At 35.9% G+C, this 20,684-nt stretch carries 21 protein-coding genes; 4 read left to right on the top strand and 17 right to left on the bottom strand.

Annotated elements, in window-relative coordinates:
* Window position 1: 1 nt before the first annotated feature.
* The 13 genes from ACJJVW_RS14260 to ACJJVW_RS14200 all read right to left on the bottom strand — a co-directional run bounded on the left by ACJJVW_RS14260 (window position 2) and on the right by ACJJVW_RS14200 (window position 14,216).
* Entirely contained in the window at window positions 2-2,410 is a 2,409-nt protein-coding gene (locus ACJJVW_RS14260; RefSeq protein WP_405252727.1) for an SLBB domain-containing protein, read from the bottom strand.
* Window positions 2,411-2,457: 47 nt separating this feature from the next.
* Window positions 2,458-3,543, bottom strand: coding sequence for a non-hydrolyzing UDP-N-acetylglucosamine 2-epimerase (gene wecB, locus ACJJVW_RS14255; protein WP_405252725.1), 1,086 nt, complete (start codon window positions 3,541-3,543; stop codon window positions 2,458-2,460).
* Between the two features lie 3 nt (window positions 3,544-3,546).
* On the bottom strand, window positions 3,547-4,518 hold the full coding sequence (locus ACJJVW_RS14250; protein ID WP_298324793.1) for a Gfo/Idh/MocA family protein: 972 nt from the start codon (window positions 4,516-4,518) through the stop codon (window positions 3,547-3,549).
* A gap of 7 nt (window positions 4,519-4,525) precedes the next feature.
* Entirely contained in the window at window positions 4,526-5,107 is a 582-nt protein-coding gene (locus ACJJVW_RS14245; protein ID WP_298324791.1) for an acyltransferase, read from the bottom strand.
* 142 nt (window positions 5,108-5,249) lie between these two features.
* The gene (locus ACJJVW_RS14240) at window positions 5,250-6,644 is read right to left on the bottom strand and encodes a UDP-glucose 6-dehydrogenase (RefSeq protein WP_405252723.1); all 1,395 of its coding nucleotides are present in this window, start codon (window positions 6,642-6,644) and stop codon (window positions 5,250-5,252) included.
* Between the two features lie 88 nt (window positions 6,645-6,732).
* On the bottom strand, window positions 6,733-7,743 hold the full coding sequence (locus tag ACJJVW_RS14235; RefSeq protein WP_405252721.1) for an NAD-dependent epimerase: 1,011 nt from the start codon (window positions 7,741-7,743) through the stop codon (window positions 6,733-6,735).
* A gap of 7 nt (window positions 7,744-7,750) precedes the next feature.
* Complete coding sequence (gene cysQ / locus ACJJVW_RS14230) at window positions 7,751-8,554, bottom strand: 3'(2'),5'-bisphosphate nucleotidase CysQ (RefSeq protein WP_405252719.1); 804 nt, start codon at window positions 8,552-8,554, stop codon at window positions 7,751-7,753.
* On the bottom strand, window positions 8,554-9,444 hold the full coding sequence (rfbD, locus tag ACJJVW_RS14225) for a dTDP-4-dehydrorhamnose reductase (protein ID WP_405252717.1): 891 nt from the start codon (window positions 9,442-9,444) through the stop codon (window positions 8,554-8,556). The genes cysQ and rfbD overlap by 1 nt, the downstream gene beginning before the upstream one ends.
* Complete coding sequence (rfbC, locus tag ACJJVW_RS14220; protein WP_405252715.1) at window positions 9,444-9,998, bottom strand: dTDP-4-dehydrorhamnose 3,5-epimerase; 555 nt, start codon at window positions 9,996-9,998, stop codon at window positions 9,444-9,446. The genes rfbD and rfbC overlap by 1 nt, the downstream gene beginning before the upstream one ends.
* Window positions 9,998-10,852 carry a glucose-1-phosphate thymidylyltransferase RfbA gene (gene rfbA / locus ACJJVW_RS14215; protein ID WP_405252713.1) on the bottom strand — a complete coding sequence of 285 codons (855 nt, stop codon included), beginning with the start codon at window positions 10,850-10,852 and terminating at the stop codon, window positions 9,998-10,000. The genes rfbC and rfbA overlap by 1 nt, the downstream gene beginning before the upstream one ends.
* Complete coding sequence (rfbB, locus tag ACJJVW_RS14210) at window positions 10,852-11,895, bottom strand: dTDP-glucose 4,6-dehydratase (protein ID WP_405252711.1); 1,044 nt, start codon at window positions 11,893-11,895, stop codon at window positions 10,852-10,854. Before rfbB ends, rfbA begins: the two co-directional genes overlap by 1 nt.
* A complete protein-coding gene (locus ACJJVW_RS14205) occupies window positions 11,895-13,175 on the bottom strand; it encodes a nucleotide sugar dehydrogenase (RefSeq protein ID WP_298324767.1) in 1,281 nt (426 codons plus the stop codon). Before ACJJVW_RS14205 ends, rfbB begins: the two co-directional genes overlap by 1 nt.
* Window positions 13,176-13,217: 42 nt before the next feature.
* Entirely contained in the window at window positions 13,218-14,216 is a 999-nt protein-coding gene (locus ACJJVW_RS14200; protein WP_298324764.1) for an SDR family oxidoreductase, read from the bottom strand.
* 163 nt (window positions 14,217-14,379) lie between these two features.
* On the opposite strand from ACJJVW_RS14200, the gene ACJJVW_RS14195 reads away from it, so the two are divergent.
* The gene (locus ACJJVW_RS14195; RefSeq protein WP_339844678.1) at window positions 14,380-14,871 is read left to right on the top strand and encodes a Dps family protein; all 492 of its coding nucleotides are present in this window, start codon (window positions 14,380-14,382) and stop codon (window positions 14,869-14,871) included.
* Window positions 14,872-14,946: 75 nt separating this feature from the next.
* On the opposite strand, the gene ACJJVW_RS14190 is transcribed toward ACJJVW_RS14195, so the two are convergent.
* The 4 genes from ACJJVW_RS14190 to ACJJVW_RS14175 all read right to left on the bottom strand — a co-directional run bounded on the left by ACJJVW_RS14190 (window position 14,947) and on the right by ACJJVW_RS14175 (window position 18,548).
* Complete coding sequence (locus ACJJVW_RS14190; RefSeq protein ID WP_298324758.1) at window positions 14,947-15,501, bottom strand: 1-acyl-sn-glycerol-3-phosphate acyltransferase; 555 nt, start codon at window positions 15,499-15,501, stop codon at window positions 14,947-14,949.
* A 5-nt stretch (window positions 15,502-15,506) separates the two neighbouring features.
* Window positions 15,507-16,226, bottom strand: a complete 720-nt coding sequence (gene kdsB, locus ACJJVW_RS14185) for a 3-deoxy-manno-octulosonate cytidylyltransferase (RefSeq protein ID WP_405253115.1) — start codon at window positions 16,224-16,226, stop codon at window positions 15,507-15,509.
* A gap of 155 nt (window positions 16,227-16,381) precedes the next feature.
* A complete protein-coding gene (locus ACJJVW_RS14180; RefSeq protein ID WP_298324753.1) occupies window positions 16,382-16,942 on the bottom strand; it encodes a DUF4126 domain-containing protein in 561 nt (186 codons plus the stop codon).
* A 169-nt stretch (window positions 16,943-17,111) separates the two neighbouring features.
* Window positions 17,112-18,548 carry an ATP-dependent RecD-like DNA helicase gene (locus tag ACJJVW_RS14175; protein WP_405252707.1) on the bottom strand — a complete coding sequence of 479 codons (1,437 nt, stop codon included), beginning with the start codon at window positions 18,546-18,548 and terminating at the stop codon, window positions 17,112-17,114.
* A gap of 114 nt (window positions 18,549-18,662) precedes the next feature.
* Between ACJJVW_RS14175 and ACJJVW_RS14170 the strand changes: the two genes are divergently transcribed.
* From ACJJVW_RS14170 to ACJJVW_RS14160, 3 genes are read left to right on the top strand one after another with little or no spacing between them, the layout of a single operon-like run.
* Window positions 18,663-19,313 (top strand): hypothetical protein, encoded by a 651-nt coding sequence (locus tag ACJJVW_RS14170; RefSeq protein WP_298324747.1) that lies wholly within the window; start codon window positions 18,663-18,665, stop codon window positions 19,311-19,313.
* A complete protein-coding gene (locus ACJJVW_RS14165) occupies window positions 19,276-20,097 on the top strand; it encodes a DUF3822 family protein (RefSeq protein ID WP_405252705.1) in 822 nt (273 codons plus the stop codon). The genes ACJJVW_RS14170 and ACJJVW_RS14165 overlap by 38 nt, the downstream gene beginning before the upstream one ends.
* A complete protein-coding gene (locus ACJJVW_RS14160) occupies window positions 20,094-20,654 on the top strand; it encodes an RsmD family RNA methyltransferase (RefSeq protein ID WP_405252703.1) in 561 nt (186 codons plus the stop codon). Before ACJJVW_RS14165 ends, ACJJVW_RS14160 begins: the two co-directional genes overlap by 4 nt.
* Window positions 20,655-20,684: the final 30 nt, after the last annotated feature.

The following is a 20,684-nucleotide window of genomic DNA, read 5'->3' as shown; positions in this document are numbered from 1 at the left end:
ATTAATTGGAAAATAATCTTTCTATTAATAAAGCTACAGTTGCAAAACCAGTAGTGACACCTAAGATTTCTTGAGTACTAATTCCTCCTGCACGTTCCTTCTTTGCTGGCACTATAACTAATGCTCCTGGTTCAATGGATGGGTAAGATTTAAAAAACAGAAAATTCTTTGTCGCTTTAATATCACCATTTGCATATATCACATAAGATTTTCGTTTCAATGCTTTACTATTAAAGCCTCCAGATTTACTTATGTATTCTTTAAAGCTGATAGACTTGTCATATCGCACTAATGATGGTAACATCACCTCTCCTTCTACTTTTATAGTTTGCTTTATAGATGGTATAATTAATCGATCACCATCTTTAAGCACCATATTATATTTAGAGTTTTCTCCGTCGTTCATGAGTTTTTTAAAGTCAATTCCCACACGATACTCTTCTAGATTATTAAGGTTAATATTTATATTTTTTGTGGCAGTACTGTCATTTACATTATCTGAAGTTAATTGTTGTATAACTTCTTTGTAATATGGATTTTTCCTCACTAAGCTTCCTCCTTGTTCAAAAGCATATGGTGAGAGACCTCCTGCTTTATTTACAAGATCAAGTATGCGCTCGTTTTTTAAACTTACATCATAACTTCCTGGATAAAGGACTTCACCTGTAACAGAAACGGCAATTCTGTCTCCAGAACCTTTCAAATAGCGTACAGTGATTTTATCATTAGGCTCAAATACAAATGTAGTATTGGTATTGACATCTAATCCCCCCTCTGCCGAGATTTTAAATGTTTCTGAAACTGTTTTATAGTCGTCATCTATAACCTCTCTAGTTACATCAATAACACGCGCGTCTGCCTCCTTTTCATAACCACCTGCCATAATAACAAGTTCTTCAAGACTAACTCCTTCTATATAAGATATTGTTTTGGGATTTTTGACTGCGCCTCCTATTGTGATTGTACCTAGCTCACGCACGCTATTCTTGTCAAAAACATTGACTACGTCATTTACCTTCAAGTAAATATCTCCATCTGTCGTTAATGAGTAGGATTGAGAAGTTCTATTTTGCCCTTCTATATTACTTGTAATAACAACTCTATCAAGATAGGCTGTTTCCTTAAGACCACTTGCTTTACTAAGCAACTCTTGCAAGGACATATTAGATGTATACTCATAATCTCCAGGTCTATAAACAGCTCCATTTATGGTAACTCGATTTTCTACCTTATCGATGATAGAACCAACAGTAATAACGTCTCCGTCAAAGAGTTGCTCATTTCTAAAATCATTTAAGCTTATTTCTTTAAGTACTTTTCTATCACCTTGTATTCTCTCTAGTTTTATAATTTCTCTAAATGCATTAGACGTAAAACCGCTTACATATTTTAATAAATCGGAGAACTTTTCTGATTTTTTTATTTCGTACACCCCTGGACGTTTAACACTTCCTGCTATGTTTATTTTAGAAACATAGGGTTTTACAATAATTACATCCTGATCTCTTAAAGTAACGTTCCCTACCTGACTACCATTAATCAAGTAATCATATATATCAAACAAAGGCATCTCAACACCGTTACGAACTAATTTAATTTCTCTAAAAGTACCTTGATCAGTAGGCCCTCCCACTGCATACAACGCATTAAGAACTGTAGATAATGCACTTAAAGAGTAAGTGCCAGGCACCGCTACCTCTCCTATAATATTTACTTGTACTGTTCTTACACTAGACAAGGAAATGTCTGTGAAGATTTTATATGGACTATTATTTGGTGCGGATATGCCTCTATAAACATTAAGTAATTTACTTTTTATTTTAGAACTGGCTTCTTCCATAGTTAGGCCGCTTACCAATACTTGACCTACATTAGGTATTTTAACGCTACCATTTCTGTTTACTACTAGATCATATGTATTCTCTGCTGCTCCCCATAAACTTATAACAAGACCATCACCAGGACCTAATTGATAATTTACAGGTGTAGCAAGATTAACATTAGGCTGAAAACTAATATTTGGATTATTAAAAAAATCATAACCAAATAATGTTGACTTTTTTGGCACCCTCGTATTGTCTAATGAAGTATCCACATTAGTATTGGGAGTAATCGCAAGATTATCAGGAGTACTTTGATTTCCTGCTTGATTTTCACCCACCTTTCCTACTAAAGCATTTACTTGATCTTGAGATAGTCCTTTAGATAGAGCTAAAGCCTTTAGCTGCTCAGGTGTATAACCACTTGCCTTAGCTTTAGAGATTAGACTCTGAACATCTTGAGATGGCATTGCATTAATATCTTCAACTGTTTGGCTATAAGATTTTGTCGTTGCGATAAGAACAAAACAAATTGCAAATACAGAAATTAACTTTTTAGATATTATCATTGATTCTGATGTATTGTTCATATTAAAAAATTATCTAGTCATAATTTACTTAATATTAAACTACTGTTTTATTTATACTTTAAAAGGCCTTCTATAATCTTTTTACTAGCTTCACCATTACCATAAAGGTCTAATGAGAAATCTGGCTTTTTAGTATTGACATCATTAAATGCTTTCATAATAACATCAAAATTTGCTCCTACTAGCTGATTGAACCCATTATCTATAAGCTCTACCCATTCTGTCTCGTCTCTTAGAGTGAGACAATACTTTTCAAAAAAATATGCTTCCTTTTGAAGTCCTCCACTATCTGTTAAGACTAGTGAACAATTCTTAAGAAGATATAACATCTCAACATAGCCTACAGGATCAATGCAATGCAGTTGCTCACCAATCTCAATATTATATTTCGCTATAAAACTTTTGGTTCGAGGATGCAATGGCAGTACTACGGGAGTATCTTTAGATATTGTATTGAGTGCTTTAAATATAGCCCTCAATCTAGCCGGATCATCTGTGTTTTCTGCTCTATGAACTGTTGTTAAAACAAATTCAGCCGGTATACTTTCTTTGGGCGCTTTCGCGAAAGCGGAAAACATTAAACTAGCATCCATCATCACATCACCATTTTTTACAATAGCGATATCCAAATCATTATAACCCTCATTCTCTAAATTTTGTACTGCCGAGTCTGTTGGGCAAAACAAAACAGTACTCACTCTATCAGTAAGAATACGGTTAACCTCCTCCGGCATACGCATATTAAACGATCGTAATCCAGCCTCAATGTGTGCAATTTTTATATGGAGCTTTGATGCCGCTAGAGCTCCAGCAAGTGTTGAATTTGTATCGCCATACACCATTACCCAATCAGGCTTTTCTTCAAGCAATACTTTTTCAATAGCTTCAAGCATTTGCCCGGTCATCGCACCATGCCCTAACCCATTGATATCTAATTGATATGCTGGCTTAGGTATATCCATTTGCTCAAAAAAGACATCACTCATGTTACTATCGTAATGCTGTCCTGTATGAACTATTACTTCATCAATAGTTTCTGGTGGTCTAGTATTATTAAACTCTATAAAAGATCTACTTACCGCTCCAGATTTAATAAATTGAGGTCTAGCTCCTATGATTGTAACTACTTTCATTATCTATTTCTTTCTAAAAGGATGGATAGCTAAGCTCTTCTTTGCATAAGGGTGATATTCTCCCTTAAGACCTACTGGGCTAGAGTTACGTATGTCGTATACAATATCTATAGCTTGTGAAGCATCTTCTATTCCGTAACCATTGCCTTTTAAAATCTCTTTATAGCTTGTAGTATGTAAGTCTGTAAAGCCACCACTAAACTCAAGCTCTTCACCCTCAATAGTTATTGACCTATATGTTCGTTGTCCTTTTTCAACTATTTCCTTAGGCAGAACATCTTCATTTATCGATAAGAACCAACGTACACGGGCTCTTTCAAGTTCTAAATATCCAGAAGCTCTATCGTGCTCATAAATATGGGTTATATTTTGCTTAACACCTCCAAAAATCCATGATAACATATCAAAAAAGTGAACTCCAATATTTGTTGCTATTCCTCCTGACTTAGACTCATCGCCTTTCCATGAAGTATAATACCAATTACCTCTTGAGGTGAGATATGTAAGATCTACGTCATAAATCTTATCTTTAGGACCATTGTCAATTTTTGCTTTCAAGTCTATAATACTCTGATGTACTCTTAACTGAAGAATATTATAGATTTTTTTTCCTGTTTCCTTTTGAATATTCTTTAATGATTCAACGCTCCAAGGATTTAGTACTAACGGTTTTTCACAAATTGCATCTGCACCTTGTCTCAATGCAAACCGGATATGAGCGTCGTGTAAGTAATTAGGAGTACAAATACTCACAAAATCTAGTTGTACATTTTTATCATATTTCAATTTAGAAATATGTCTATCAAAACGTTCAAACTCTACAAAGAAGTCCGCATTAGGAAAATAACTATCTATTATACCTACGCTATCAAAATTATCTAATCCAGCTATTAGATTGTTACCTGTATCTTTTATAGCTTTCATATGTCTAGGAGCTATATATCCTGCTGCTCCGATTAATGCAAAATTCTTCATATCTATTTTATGCTATTCTTTGTACTGTATTGTTTACTATTTTATACTCTTGTTGTGTCTCTGGACAAAAAGCAAGATTATTTTCGTCAAAAGTTAAACGATGTCCATATTCACTTACCCACCCTATTTGTTTTGCGGGATTACCTACCACTAAGGCGTAATCTGGTATTTCTTTTGTGACTACTGCTCCTGCACCAATAAATGCAAATTTCCCAATATCATTTCCACAAACTATCGTTGCATTTGCACCGATAGAGGCACCAATTTTAACTCTAGTCTGAGCATACTCTGCTTTGCGGTTTACTGCACTACGAGGATTGATTACGTTTGTAAAAACCATAGATGGCCCAAGAAAGACATCATCTTCACAAATCACACCTGTATATATAGATACATTATTTTGAACTTTTACATTCTTACCTAATATAACCTGAGGAGATATAACAACATTTTGACCAATATTACAGTCATCCCCCAAAACACAGCCAGGCATTATATGAGAAAAATGCCAGATTTTTGTTCCTAGACCAATAGAGCAACCTTCATCTATAACTGCCGTTTCATGAGCAAAGTATGTTAGTTTTGGCATAAAAAAATAAAAGTTTTTCGTGATTTTGAACTAGTTGCAAATATAGTTTCTTTGATTCTCATCTGCTAATTAAAATTTAATCTTTCAAAAGCCGCTTTTTTAGCTAGTATAACAAACAACAATGTAAAAACATACTGAACAACTATCCTTTCCCTACAGCGTAATAATCAAAACCTATATTTTTTAAAAACTCTGCGTTTAACAATGCCCTTCCATCAAAAACAAAAGCAGGCTTTTGCATCAGATTGTAAATTTGCTGCCAGTCATATCCTACAAACTCATCCCACTCGGTCATAATCGCAATAGCATGGGCATTCTCACAAGCTTCCATAGGATCTGTGACCACCGTAACTAAAGCCCTGTTTTCTGCTTCAGAACGAGAGTTTAAATAATCTAAATCTGCTAGAATCTTTTCCTCAGAAACTTTTGGGTCGTATATAACAACCTCTGCTTGTTCATTGAGTAAATAATCTGCTACATAAATGGCCGCAGATTCTCGGGTATCATTAGTGTCCTTTTTAAATGCCCATCCTAACAATGTAATCTTCTTACCAGAAACAGTGTTAAACAGCGTTTTTACTATCTTTTCTGCAAATCGCCTTTTTTGATAATCATTCATAATAATTACCTGCTCCCAGTAATCGGCTACTTCATCAAGCCCATACGTTTTGGCAATATAAACAAGGTTCAAAATGTCTTTTTGAAAACAAGAACCTCCAAAACCTACAGAAGCCTTTAAAAATTTAGGACCTATACGTGAGTCTGTACCTATTGCTCTAGCAACTTCTTGAACATCTGCTCCAGTAACTTCACATAGTTCTGACATGGCATTTATAGAAGATACTCGCTGTGCTAAGAAAGCATTTGCCGTAAGCTTAGAAAGCTCTGAAGACCATACATTTGTTCTCAAAATACGTTCTTCCGGCAACCATTTTGCGTAAATTTCTGCAAGTGCATCTGTTGCTTTTATTCCTTCTGGTGTAGACTCTCCACCTATTAAAACACGGTCTGCATTTAACAAATCTTGAATTGCAGTTCCTTCTGCTAGAAACTCAGGATTTGATAAAATATCAAAGCGCACACCATTACCCGTATTATGTAAGATATTTTGAAGTGCCTCCGCCGTTCGTACGGGAAGTGTTGATTTTTCCACTACAATCTTATCAGACGTTGCTACTCTAGCAATTTGGCGAGCACATAGTTCGATATACTTAAGATCGGCAGCCATGCCTTTTCCTACACCATAGGTCTTCGTTGGTGTGTTAACAGAGATAAATATAAGATCTGCTTCATCTATTGCCTTATCTACTTCTGTTGAGAAAAATAAATTCCTTCCTCTAGCCTCTCCTACTACTTCGGCAAGTCCTGGCTCATAAATTGGTAAGTTGTCCAAGTTTTCATCATTCCAAGCGGCAATACGTTTTTCATTCAGATCTACAACGGTTACTTTGACATCTGGACACTTTAATGCTATTACAGACATGGTAGGACCTCCTACATATCCTGCACCTATACAGCAAATATTTTTAATCTTCATTCTAGTCTAATTTGTGGCAAATCGCAAATATAGCGGTTTGAATAATAAGGTAGTTGTGGTATTCCTTTACGCTTTCGCGAAAGCGGACTTAAGACTTTACATAATAAGACTTGTACCATGTTACAAAAGCTGCTATCCCTTCTGCAACAGAGACTGAAGGCTCATAGCCAAAATCTTTTTGCAATGAGGAAACATCTGCCCATGTTCTGTGTACATCTCCATCTTGCATAGGCATCATTTGCTTTGTAGCAGTTAGGCCTAGCTCTGATTCCAATGCCGAAATAAAATATAACAACCTTACCGGTTTACTATTCCCAATATTATAAATTGGGTTTTTAGACTGCGAAGCACTAGAAATTACTGTCATCACACCATCTATGATATCTGATATATATGTAAAATCACGTGAGAGATTACCTTCGTTAAAGACTTTAATAGGTTTGTTATTTAATATAGCATCTGTAAATAAAAACATCGCCATATCTGGTCTTCCCCAAGGCCCGTAAACGGTAAAAAATCGTAATCCTACAGTCTCTATATTAAATAGATGACTATACGTATGCGCCATTAACTCATTAGATTTCTTAGTCGCTGCATAAATACTTATGGGCTCATCTACAGACTGTTTTTCTGTAAAAGGGACCTCTTTACTATTACCGTAAACACTGCTACTACTAGCATAAACTAATTTTGAAACTTTATAATCTCTACAACATTCCAAAATATTCAAGAAACCCACAATATTAGTATCCACATACACTTCTGGGTTTTCTATAGAGTATCGCACTCCTGCTTGAGCTGCAAGATTACAGACTTGATCAAAGGAATTTGAGCTAAACAGTTTTGGTAGCGCTGCTCTATCTTGAAGATTTAATCTAATAAATGAGAAGTCGTCTTCTACAGTACTAGCAGAAAGTGTATTCCACTTTTCTGCCTGTTCCTTCACTACACCCAGCTCTTTAAGTCTATCAAACTTGAGTTGTGGGTCATAATAATCGTTTATATTATCGAGGCCTACCACAGCGTGACCCTCGCTCAGTAAGCGTTTACAAAGGTGATAGCCTATAAATCCAGCAGCGCCAGTAACAAGAATTTTCATAAATCAATTAATGTGCTACGAAGTTAGGACTAAAAAGTGATTCTTTATTATATAATAGTTTCTCCCTGGTATTTTCAAAATAAACAGCTCCTCCTACTCCTTCACAAATAGCGTCTCCCGCTGCAGTATCCCATTCCATACAAGGCCCAAAACGCGGATATACATCTGCAGTTCCTTCTGCAACTAGACAAAACTTATACGCACTACCAGATGGTACTACTTCTGTATTTTTACCTGCGTTCTGCAAGTCCTTAACAAATTCTTGCGTTTTTAAATTTAAGTGAGAGCGACTAGTGACTACTTTGACGACATTAAGGTCATTGTAGTTTTTAAGCTTTCGCGAAAGCCGGATTGCCTTACTTATCAACGTTTTCCATGAGATATCATCTTTGGGATCAACCAACTTATAACTAGCTCCATCATCTGACCCACCAGCATACAAAGTATTATTTATAGGAACATAAATCACACCAAAAACAGGTCTATTATCTACTACTAAAGCGATATTTACCGTAAACTCACCGTTGCGTTTTACAAACTCCTTGGTACCATCGAGAGGGTCTACCATCCAAAATTGATCCCATTTTGTACGAATTTCAAAAGGTATTTCACTTCCTTCCTCACTCAATATTGGAATCCCAGTTTCCTCAAGATGAGCTACAATAGCTTCATGAGCATTTAAATCTGCCTCAGTGAGCGGAGAATTATCTGATTTATGTGCTACATCAAAGTCACGACGGTAAACATCCATAATAACTTCCCCTGCTCTTATTGCAGCTTTAATTGCGATAGTTTTCCAAGATTTATTCATTATAGTCTTTTGAGCATTTTTTGCAGCGAACTACCCCATTCTGGAATATCAACTTGAAATTGCTTTTCAATCTTATGCGTGTCTAGCACACTATTTTTAGGGCGTTCTGCTTTGGTGGGGAACAAATCGCTTGTAACTGGAGTAATGAGAACATCGATTTGTGAGTTCTCAAAGATGGCTTTCGCAAAATCATACCAAGTAATACTTCCCATATTAGAAAAATGATATACACCGGAATTATCTTCTTTCAATTCTCGGGCAACAGTTAAAATAGCATATGCCAGGTCATTTGCCCAAGTAGGACAACCCAACTGGTCATTTACAACAGAGAGCTGACCCCTCTCTTGCCCTAATCGCAGCATTGTTTTTACAAAATTATGACCGTACACACTGTAAACCCATGACGTACGAATAATAGCGTATTTTGTTATATTGGATGCCTCAATTAAGAGTTCTCCGCCTAGTTTTGACGCACCATAAACTGTTTGCGGATTAGGCTTATCACTTTCTACATATGCAGTGGATTTATTACCATCAAAAACATAATCTGTAGAGACATGAATTAATGCACAATCGCGCTTTTTACACTCCTCTGCGAGATAACCCACAGCTGTTTCATTAATAAGGAATGCTTGATCTTTATCGTCTTCGGCAGCATCTACGGCTGTATATGCAGCAGTGTTGATAACAACATCTGGTTGATGTGTATCAAACACTGATGAGATATTATCACGAGAAGTTATATCAAAGTCTTTTCTTGAAAGAAACACATAGTAAAAATCCTTATGGTACTTAGACTGCTCTAGTAAAGCCATTCCCAGCTGACCAAGAGCTCCAGTGACTAGAATCTTTTTTAAAGTGAACTCTCTATTACTCGCAGTAACATTCATTAAAAAGAAATGTTTTTAAGTTCGCTGAGCATAGGGTTTTCTAAATCCTTAGGAGAAAGCAAAAATTCATGCTCGTCAAGCAACCAATCAATCTTTAATGATACATCATTGTAAGCAAGTCCACGTTCACTTTTTTGATCATAAAACGCGTCACACTTATATGCAAAGACAGCAGTATCACTCAATGTAATAAATCCATGCGCCATCCCTTTAGGTACAAAGAGTTGCTTTTTATTAGTACCTGAAAGTTTGATAGCAAAAGATTCGCCATAAGTAGGTTCTTCCTTACGAAGATCTACAACAACATCTAGCACCTCACCCTCAATGACTCTTACAAGCTTAGACTGAGCATGTATTCCTATCTGAAAATGGAGCCCTCTTAGTACCCCGTACGTAGATTTAGACTGATTATCTTGAACAAACGATGGGGAGAAACCTACAAATTTTTTAAAAGCTTCTGAATTATATGATTCATAAAAATATCCTCGGTCATCTTCAAACACCTTTGGAGTGCATATAATTAAATCTTTGAATGCTGTTTTTTGAAATTCCACTATAGTGTATTTATATATTGTGCATAAGCACCTTTACCATACCTTGATGCACTTGCCTTAAGTGCTTCGTATGATATCCAATTCATTTTGTAAGCAATTTCTTCAAGACATGCTATCATTGTACTTTGATTGCGCTGTATCACTCTTATAAATTCTGTTGCATCATCTAGCGCGTCTACTGTACCTGTATCAAACCAAGACATACCTCTACTCATGATACCTACTGAAAGTTTTTTCTTCTCGAGATATTCTTGATTGATTGTAGTAATTTCTAGCTCTCCGCGTTCTGACGGTTTTATTTTCTTTGCAATCCCGACTACCTCGTTATCATAGAAATAAATTCCAGGAACTGCGTAATTAGATTTTGGTATACTAGGCTTTTCCTCAATGCTTGTTGCCTTCATTTCCTTATCAAAAGCCACAACACCAAATCGTTCTGAATCTCTAACGGGATAAGCAAAAATAGCCGCACCATCAACATCATTCTTACTTTGCAATAACTGACTAAGGCCATTACCGTAAAAAATGTTATCTCCTAGAACTAGTGCTACTTTATCAGGACCTATAAATGATTCACCTATTATGAATGCCTCTGCGAGTCCGTTAGGTGATTCTTGAACTTCATATTGAAAATTACAGCCTAGCGCGCTTCCATCACCCAATAAACGCTCAAAAAGGTGAGCATCTTCAGGTGTAGTTATTATTAATATCTCTCTTATACCCGCAAGCATTAACACAGAGATAGGATAGAAAATCATAGGTTTATCATACACAGGTAACAACTGCTTACTTACCGCTATGGTAAGTGGTGATAAACGCGTCCCCGAGCCGCCTGCTAGTACAATACCTTTCATTATGAGTACATTTTTTTATAATATTCTTGGTAAGATCCAGAAGTTACATTTTTGAGCCACTGATCATTAGCAAGATACCAATCTACGGTAAGCGATAGACCTTCCTCAAAGGTAACTGATGGTTTCCAACCAAGTTCTTTTTCAATTTTTGTTGCATCTATTGCATACCTCTTATCATGACCAGGACGATCTTTCACGTAAGTTATAAGTGATTTTGAAGAATCCCGCTTTCGCGAAAGCTTCTCATCCATTATATCACATAATAGCTTTACTAAGTCAATATTTTTCCACTCATTAAAACCGCCTATGTTATAGGTTTCCTTTAATGTACCTTTTTCAAATATGAGTGCTATTGCTACTGCGTGGTCCTTTACAAATAACCAATCTCTCGTATAATTTCCATCGCCATAAACAGGCAAAGATGTACCCTCGATAATATTATTTATAAATAAAGGAATTAATTTTTCTGGAAATTGGTTAGGACCATAATTATTAGAGCAATTACTAATAATATATGGCAAACCGTAAGTTTCTCCATAAGCTCTTACAAAATGATCTGAGCTCGCCTTAGACGCTGCATAGGGCGAGTTTGGGTCGTATGACGTATTCTCTGTAAACAAACCAGTATCACCAAGTGTACCGTACACTTCATCTGTACTGATATGGTAGAAAAGTTTTGACGAATAATCTTCTTTCCAAATACTCTTTGCCGCATTAAGAAGGTTAAGTGTTCCAATAACATTAGTCTGCACGAAGGCTATTGGATCCTTTATACTTCTATCAACATGAGATTCGGCAGCTAGATGAATTACTTTATCAAATTGATATTTAGAAAACAGATTCATTAAAAAAGGGGCATCATTGATGTCCCCTTTTATAAATGTATAATTGCTAGAAGTTTCTACATCAGAAAGGTTTTCTAGGTTTCCAGCATAAGTAAGCGCATCAAGATTGTAAATATGACTTTTGGGAAAAATTTCTAAAAATAGTCTCACCACTTGAGACCCTATAAAACCTGCTCCACCTGTAATAAGAATGTTCATTACAGCTTAGCATCTGCTTTATTACCTAACACCCCTTTTACATCATAAACTACAGATTTATCATTCTTAAGAGAATTTAAATCTAAAGAAGCAAATTCTTTATGCGCCACGGCTTGCACGATGGCGTCATATTTTTGGTTTGGAACTTCTGTAAGAGCATCTAGACCGTATTCATGGTGTACCTCGGCTGCATTTACCCATGGATCAAAGATAGTTACATTAACCCCAAATTCTTTCAAGTGTCTTATAACATCTGTAACTTTCGTGTTACGTACATCTGGACAGTTTTCTTTAAAAGTGATACCTAGAATCAATAACTCAGAACCTTTTACTTTGATATCGTTTTTAAGCATAAGCTTTACCACCTCAGAGGCTACATATGCTCCCATACTATCGTTAAGTCGACGTCCTGCTAAAATAATTTCTGGATGATATCCTAATTCTTGTGCTTTCTGTGCTAGGTAATATGGATCTACACCTATACAGTGACCTCCTACTAGGCCAGGTTTAAATGGTAAAAAATTCCACTTTGTACCTGCTGCTTCTAGAACATCATGTGTATTGATACCCATCAAATTAAAAATCTTAGCTAGTTCGTTTACAAAAGCAATATTGATGTCACGTTGAGAGTTCTCGATTACTTTAGAAGCTTCTGCTACTTTTATAGTTGGAGCTAGATGCGTTCCTGCAGTAATTATAGAGCTGTACAAATCATCTACTTTCTTCCCTATTTCAGGAGTGCTTCCAGAGGTCACTTTTAGTATTTTCTCTACAGTATGTTCTTTATCTCCTGGATTAATACGTTCTGGAGAATACCCTACAAAAAAGTCTACATTAAACTTAAGTCCGCTTACGCGTTCCAAAACTGGCACACACTCATCTTCTGTTACACCAGGATACACAGTACTTTCATAAACAACGATATCACCTTTCTTTAAAACTTTACCTACAGTCTCACTACTTTTATATAAAGGAGTAAGAACAGGTCTGTTATTTTTATCAACCGGAGTCGGCACGGTTACAATATAATAATTACAATCTTCAATATCCTTACTATCTGCACTACATAACAATCCATTTAAGTCATTATTTTCAGTCTTAAGTACGCCTTGTAACACCTCATCAGAAACCTCTAATGTGCTATCTGTACCTGATTGAAGTTCTGCAATACGTTTTTCATTTATATCAAATCCTACCGTGTTATACTTAGTTCCAAATAACCTAGCCAATGGTAATCCAACATAACCTAATCCAATAACTCCTACTTTAATTTTTGTCATATTAATTTTCTTTATATGCTTTTATTGTAAAGACCTTTACTTTTATTTTAAATTTTTCCAATACCAAGCCATCGCTTCCTTGAGACCATCCTTAATACTATACTTAGGATCATATCCTACTCTCATTTTTGCACGATCAATACTTGCTAGGCTATGCGGAACATCACCAGCTCTTTTGGGTCCAAATTTTATTTCAACATCTGCAATTCCACTGTCAAATTGACTTAATTCAGTTTTTAGAATCTTAACAAGTTCGTTTAAATCAGTTCTTTCTCCGTAAGCAACATTGTAAACTGTATTAATTGCCTCCTCATTCTCAGTGAGCATTGCTCTGATATTCATTTGAATTACGTTGTCAATATACGTGAAATCACGAGAAAAAGTACCATCACCGTTCATAACTGGTGATTCATGGTCCATTAATAACTTTGTAAATTTAGGAATAACAGCTGCATACGCTCCATTAGGATCTTGCTTACGACCAAAAACATTAAAATATCGAAGTCCTATACAATCTAATCCATATGTCTTATGAAATACATCTGCATAAAGCTCATTCACATATTTTGTGATGGCATATGGTGATAATGGTTTACCAATAATATCTTCTTTCTTAGGTAACCCCTGGGAATCACCATAAGTAGAAGAACTGGCAGCATATACAAAACGTTTTATGCCTTTGTCTTTAGATGCTATAAGCATATTCAAGAAACCTCCTACATTTACTTCGTTACTTGTTGCTGGATCTTGAATAGACCTTGGAACTGAGCCTAATGCTGCTTGATGAAGTACATAGTCACTATTAGAAACAGCGTTCTCACACACTTTAATATCTCTAATATCACCATTTATAAATGTGAAGTTAGGATTTGATATAATAGCATCAAGGTTATGTTTATGGCCTGTAGCCAAATTATCTAAACAAGTAACAATTGCTCCATTCTCAATCAATACCTCGCAAATATTTGAACCTATAAATCCAGCTCCGCCAGTTACTAACACCTTCTTTCCCTCGACTTGAGAATATACACTATCAATCATAAAAAAAATTTTGAGCAAATATAAAGTATTTTGACTGTCTAAAGAAGATTGTTTGTTTTACCATATCCTTAGCATTTGTGGTTAAACTTATACTAAACCAAATGTATATTTGATATTAATCCTAAACACATTTGTAACTTTATTTAAATAAAAAAATAAAACTATGAATTATTTGAACTTAGATACAGAAAAGAGTAAACATACAGTAAATGAACTCAACACGCTGCTTGCAGATTACCACGTGTACTACCAAAAGCTCCGTAACTTTCACTGGAACATTTCAGGAGTAAATTTCTTTGACTTACATATTAAATTTGAAGAATTATACGATGATGCAAAATTAAAAATTGACGAAATCGCAGAGCGTATTCTTACACTAAGATTTGCACCTACTAGTAATCTTTCTGACTACTTAGAAAAATCAAGCATCAAAGAGGCAAAATCAGATTTATCAGATAGAGATATGGTCGATAACATTCTTGAAGATCATGGAATTATTTTAAAACAACTAAGTGCTGTTGTGAAGAAAGCAGATGACGCTGGTGACGAAGGGACTATTGATCTCATTGGAGCATATATACGTGAATTAGAAAAAACAAGCTGGATGCTGGATGCATGGAGAAAGAAAACAGCAGGAACATACACTGAAGCATAAGTTTAACACATATGTTACTAAAAAAGCTCAATTACTATTTTGTAATTGAGCTTTTTTACGTCTGTAACAATTCTTTTATTCCTCTGGAGTAAAACTATACTCAGGCACCTTCCCTACTGCTCCTTTAAAAAATGCATAGATAGTTTTCATATCTTCCTCAATATTTCCAGATGGATATAATGGTTGAGAAATACGATGCTCTTTCTTACCAAAATCAAAAGCTACCATAATGATAGGTACTTCTGCTGCTAAGGCTATGTAATAAAAGCCGGTTTTTAGTTTATCAACTTTCTTACGCGTTCCTTCTGGAGCGATTGTAAGTCTAAATTCTTCTTTATCCTTAAAGACATCTGCGATAGACTGTACTTTATCTTGACCTGGAGTTCTGTCTATAGGTGCGCCTCCCATTGCCTTAAAAAGAAGACCCATAGGCCACTTAAACAGTTCTTTCTTTCCTATAAAACCTATTTTTACATCAAGTGCGCTTCGTAATAAAATCCCCATATAGAAATCATGCCAACTGGTATGCGGCACAGCGATTACCACTGCTTTTTTTACAGTATCTTGAGAAAAATCACCTATTGCTTTCCAGCCTATAACATCGTTATATATCCATTTAAAAAATCCCATAACTTTTATAAATCTTTATAAATTTTTATTGCCTTCTCAAGATCTTCTGGAGTATCAATTCCTATGGCTAGCTTGGAAGAACGTACCATTTTTATCTTTTTACCATATTCTAAAAAGCGGATGCATTCTATCTTTTCTGCTTTTTCTAATGGTGTCATGTTCATAGAAGCAAAGTCTAAAATAGCTTGCTTTCTAAAAGCATATATTCCCTTATGCTTGTAGGTCGTTATTCCAGCTGTAGTATCTCTCACGTAAGGCAAAGGAGATCTAGAAAAATACAGAGCAAAATCTGCGTTATCTACTATTACCTTAACATTGTTAGGATTTTCAATTTCAGATACATCTGTAATGGGCATCATTACACTTGCAAGATCTATTTGATCTGCATCGTCACCATAGAATACATCTAGTACCGGTGCAAGATCTTCTCGTGTAGTAAAAGGCTCATCACCTTGTACATTTACCACAATATCTACATCAAGACTTGCAACAGCTTCTGCAATACGATCGCTACCACACTCATGTTCCTTTATGCTCATGATTGCTTTACCTCCAGCATCTTCTACCGCTTTGTAAATAACCTCACTATCAGTAACTACAAATACTTCATCAAAAAGTCCCGTTGCCACAGTACTTTCGTAAGTGCGCACAATTACTGGCTTACCAGCCAAATCCTTCATCATTTTGCCTGGGAAACGTGAGGCTGCATAGCGAGCAGGAATCATGGCTATAATTTTAAGTTGTTTACTCAAAAAAGATATTTTTAGAAAATTACAAAGGATGTGTTTACGCTTCCCGAAGTAAATTCGGGACGAGTTTCTCGACAGCGTGATACATCACCTCAAAACAAGTAGCGAAGTTAGTGAAAAGAGTACAAAAGCTATGCTCTTCTAAGACGACGAATTACCTTCCAAACTAAGCCTACTAATAACAATACGAGAATAAGTGCCAAAATAGGAGAAAATATACTTGCCACAGAGACTGTAGTCGCAGCAATTGTTTCTGTCCCAGCGATTACCGGGTTTGCGAGTCCGCCAGTGGTTGCAGTACTTCCCAATCTTGTAGCGCTTGTAGTGCCAGAAACTGCTGCCGCTGCTCCGCCTCCAGCGATAATAGCAAGTGCCCAAGTGATGGTAGGATCCATATCTCCCATCGTTGCTACCATTAGTAATGTACCTGCTACTGCAGCTAGTGGTACCGATATAGTGTCTAGAATATTATCTACCCAAGGAATAAAGTAGGCTCCTATTTCAAAAATTGTGGCGACTCCTAGTAACACTAATGCGGGAACACTTCCCACCCATTCCCATGAATTGTTTACAGGAAACCAGCCAAAATGAGCCGAGAGACTTAATACTAATAAAGGGACAAACACTCTAAAGCCTGCAGATGCCGCCAGAGAAAATCCTAGAATAATACTTACAATTAATTCAAAACTCATAATGGTAAACTTAACTAATAATGTGCACAAGGTAATAATGAAAAAGAAAAGTGCCAACGAACTAACCTATCCCCTAGCCCCGATTGCAGTGAAAATCCCGCAGGAGCTGGCGTAGCCGCGATGAGGAATTGTAACGTAAAGCGGGAAATAGCTCCAAAAGACCTACAACTTAAGCCTCTTCTACAAACATATCGTCTTTAAAGCCTATTAAGTACAGCTTACTTTTAGATCGTGTGATGGCTGTATATAACCATCTCAAATAATCTTTATTCATTCCGTCAGGAAGATAGGGTTGCTCTATAAAAACATTATCCCACTGTCCACCTTGTGATTTGTGACAGGTGATTGCATAGGAGAATTTAACCTGTAAGGCATTAAAGAATTTATTATTCTTTATTTTTTGGAAACGTTTGTAATTAGAAGTTTCGTCTGCATAATCTTTTTGAACTTCCTTATATAAGGTGTCACCTTGCTCATAAGGAAGTGCTGGCGTCTCAAGGGTAAGTACGTCAAGCATGACAACAGTTTCAAAAGGTTGCATCTGTGGATAATCTACCATTTGCACTTTTACCTCTGCAAAACGGAAACCGTAGAGTTCCTTAATTGCTAGAATTTCTAGCACTTTTACAATATCGCCGTTTGCAATAAATCCAGCATCACTTTTTGCATCAATCCAGAAGTAGTTATTCTTTACCACCATTAAGTGATCTCCAGCCGAAATTTCTTCCTCTTGAAATAGAATTCTGTTTCTTATTTGCTGATTATATAAGTTTGCTCGTTTGTTCGATCGTACGATAATGGCTGTCTCTTCTGTACCTACACTATTATAACAGTCATTGATAGCATCCATAATCTCATGACCATCTATAAGTCGCACCACGTCTGTAAATCCTGCGATATCAAATTTAAAACCTTCATAAAACTCTTCAGAGAGTTGCTCCCTTAAAGCGGTTGCGTTCATAAGGATACCACTATCCTCTGCTTGCCTCATTACTTCATCAAGCTGTATGGTCTCAACATTTTTATTATACTGCATGGAAAGCAGATTAATGTCAAGTGCAGGAGACATATCAAGCTTTACTGGTGGTAACTGCGCCTCATCACCTACCAGAATGAGCTTACAATTATGACCGCTATAAATGTATTGCATCATATCATCCAGTAGTGACCCATTATCAAAAAACTTAGACTCTGCAGCCCTATCAGAAATCATAGATGCTTCATCAACTATAAAAATGCAGTTTCTATGCTTATTCGGTTGCAGACTAAAAGAAACGCCGCCTCCTCGCTCTTTTTTTGGGAAATAAATTTTTCTATGGATGGTATAGGCTTGCTTTTTACTGTAATTACTCGCCACCTTTGCCGCTCTTCCTGTAGGTGCCATGAGCACAGATGTCATGCCAGCTTGCCATAAATTTTTAACTACAGTCCCAATTACTGTTGTTTTACCTGTACCTGCAAACCCTTTAAGAACAAACACTTTATCCTTAGATGTGTCAAATAGAAAAGTAGACAGTTGCTCTAACAGCCTGTCTTGCTTTAAAGTAGGTGTGTGTACAAAGTCTTTAACTAACTGCTTGTAGAATGCTCTGGGTTCTTTAATCATAGGAGGTTGAGAATGCTCGCAAATTACATAATGAAAAATGAGATAATAAATTTTTGTGTGTAAAAAAAAATTGTAGATTTGTTCCTAACCATAACTAATTTTAAACATCATTACATGAAACTAGTAATACAGCTTGTACTTTGGGTAGTAATTGCCGCTTTAGGTTACCTTCTTTTTAACGCAGTTTGGGGAGAGGTAGAATTTAATGAAATAAAAGAAAAGCGATATAAGGCCGCTATTACCAATATGAGAGACTTACGTCAGGCTCAATTAGCTCATAAAACTGTAACAGGTAAATATGAAAAAGACTTTGACAAACTAGTTCGTTTTATAGACACAGCTGAGTTCACAATAACTCAACGTAGAGATACAACTATACTTGATGTAGAAAAAACTAAGCGTTTCCGTGTAGATACTTTCAAAGAAATTGTTGTTACAGATACATTAGGTACTAAATCTATCAAGGACTCTTTATTTAAAGGTTCAGATCGCTATAAGACAATGATAAATGTTCCTATTGAAGGGATTGATGCAAAGTATACTATGGACGCTGGAGAAATTGAGAAAAGTAACACAATGTATCCTGTTTTTGAAATATCTATAAAAAAGGAAATTTTACTTGCAGATCAAGATAGAGACTATCTTCAAAAAGAAAAACAAATTGTATCTGTAGATGGTGTAAATGGTGATGCCTTGACAGTAGGGTCAATGGTTTCTATTAATACAAATGGTAACTGGCCTAAGAGTTACGGTGCTAATGACTAATAGCAAGCATACAAATTCATTATATAGTCTGTCCATCCAAATACATTTGGATGGACTTTCTTTTTTTACTCAACATATCCATTCTAAGGATGTAAAGGATGCAGAGGTAGTACGCTTTCGCGAAAACGTGAATCCTACCACCCTACTTGTTGAGATAGAAAAGGCTTTCAAAGAGATAGAGGCGCTTGCACAACCCTTTTCTAAGGTTACTGTGGTATATGCTAACGAATTGTTTACGCTTGTCCCACAGGCGCTATTTGATAGTGAGAAGGCAGCAGACTATCTTAAGTTTAATACAAAGATTTTAAGTACCGATTATATTGCACATGACACCATAGATTTTTATGATCTTATCAATGTTTACGTGCCGTATTCAAACATAAACAACTTCTTTTTTGACACTTTTGGATCCTTTGAGTATTATCACAGCACTACAATATTTGCAAAACATCTTCTTACGGAGTATTCTAATAATGAAGAAGCTCAAGTATTAATAAATTTACAAAGCTCGTATTTTGAGATGGGCGTTGTAAAGAATAAAAAACTACTTTTTATTAATAGGTTTGAAATACGCGCCAAAGAAGATTTTATATATTACCTACTCTTTACACTAGAACAACTAGAACTCAATCCAGAAAATACACCTGTAACACTTACAGGTACTATAGAAAAGGATGAAGAATTTTATAGTATAGCACATACGTACATCAGACATCTTATTATTAAAGATAGTCCGTCTACCAGCCTCACAAGATCTCAATCCCTACTCGCAACACTACTATGACAAGAATAATCTCAGGAAAATATAAAGGACGTCGCATCGCTGCTCCAAAAAAATTACCCGTTCGCCCTACCACAGATATGGCAAAGGAAGCATTGTTTAATATTCTGAGAAGCAATTACCATATGAGCCAGCTTAGGGTTTTAGACCTTTTTGCTGGTACAGGAAATATAAGTTATGAGTTTGCCTCACGCGGCTCAGACCAGATTACAGCCGTAGATGCAAATTATGGTTGTGTGCAGTTTATAAATAAAACGGCAGAGGAGTTTGAATTTTCAATTCAAACCATAAAAAGTGACGTATTTAAGTATCTAGAGCGTGCAAGAGGCACTTATGATATCATTTTTGCAGATCCACCTTACGACATCGACATTAAGGATTTTGAAAAAATAGCAACGCTTGTTTTTAAACAAAATTTGCTAGATCAAGATGGTACCTTGATCATAGAACACGGAAAATATACTAAAATGGACTCGTTTTCTAATTATGTACAAACACGTAATTATGGTGGGAATGCCTTCAGCTTTTTTGAAATGCCAGAAAGCGACGAAGAGGAATAGTAATTTATTCAAGCACGCTTTCGCGAGACT

The organism is Dokdonia sp. Asnod3-C12, assembly GCF_045063975.1.
Taxonomy (GTDB): Bacteria; Bacteroidota; Bacteroidia; order Flavobacteriales; family Flavobacteriaceae; genus Dokdonia.
Note: the sequence above shows the minus strand (reverse complement) of the source record. Positions and strands in the feature narration are given on the sequence as shown.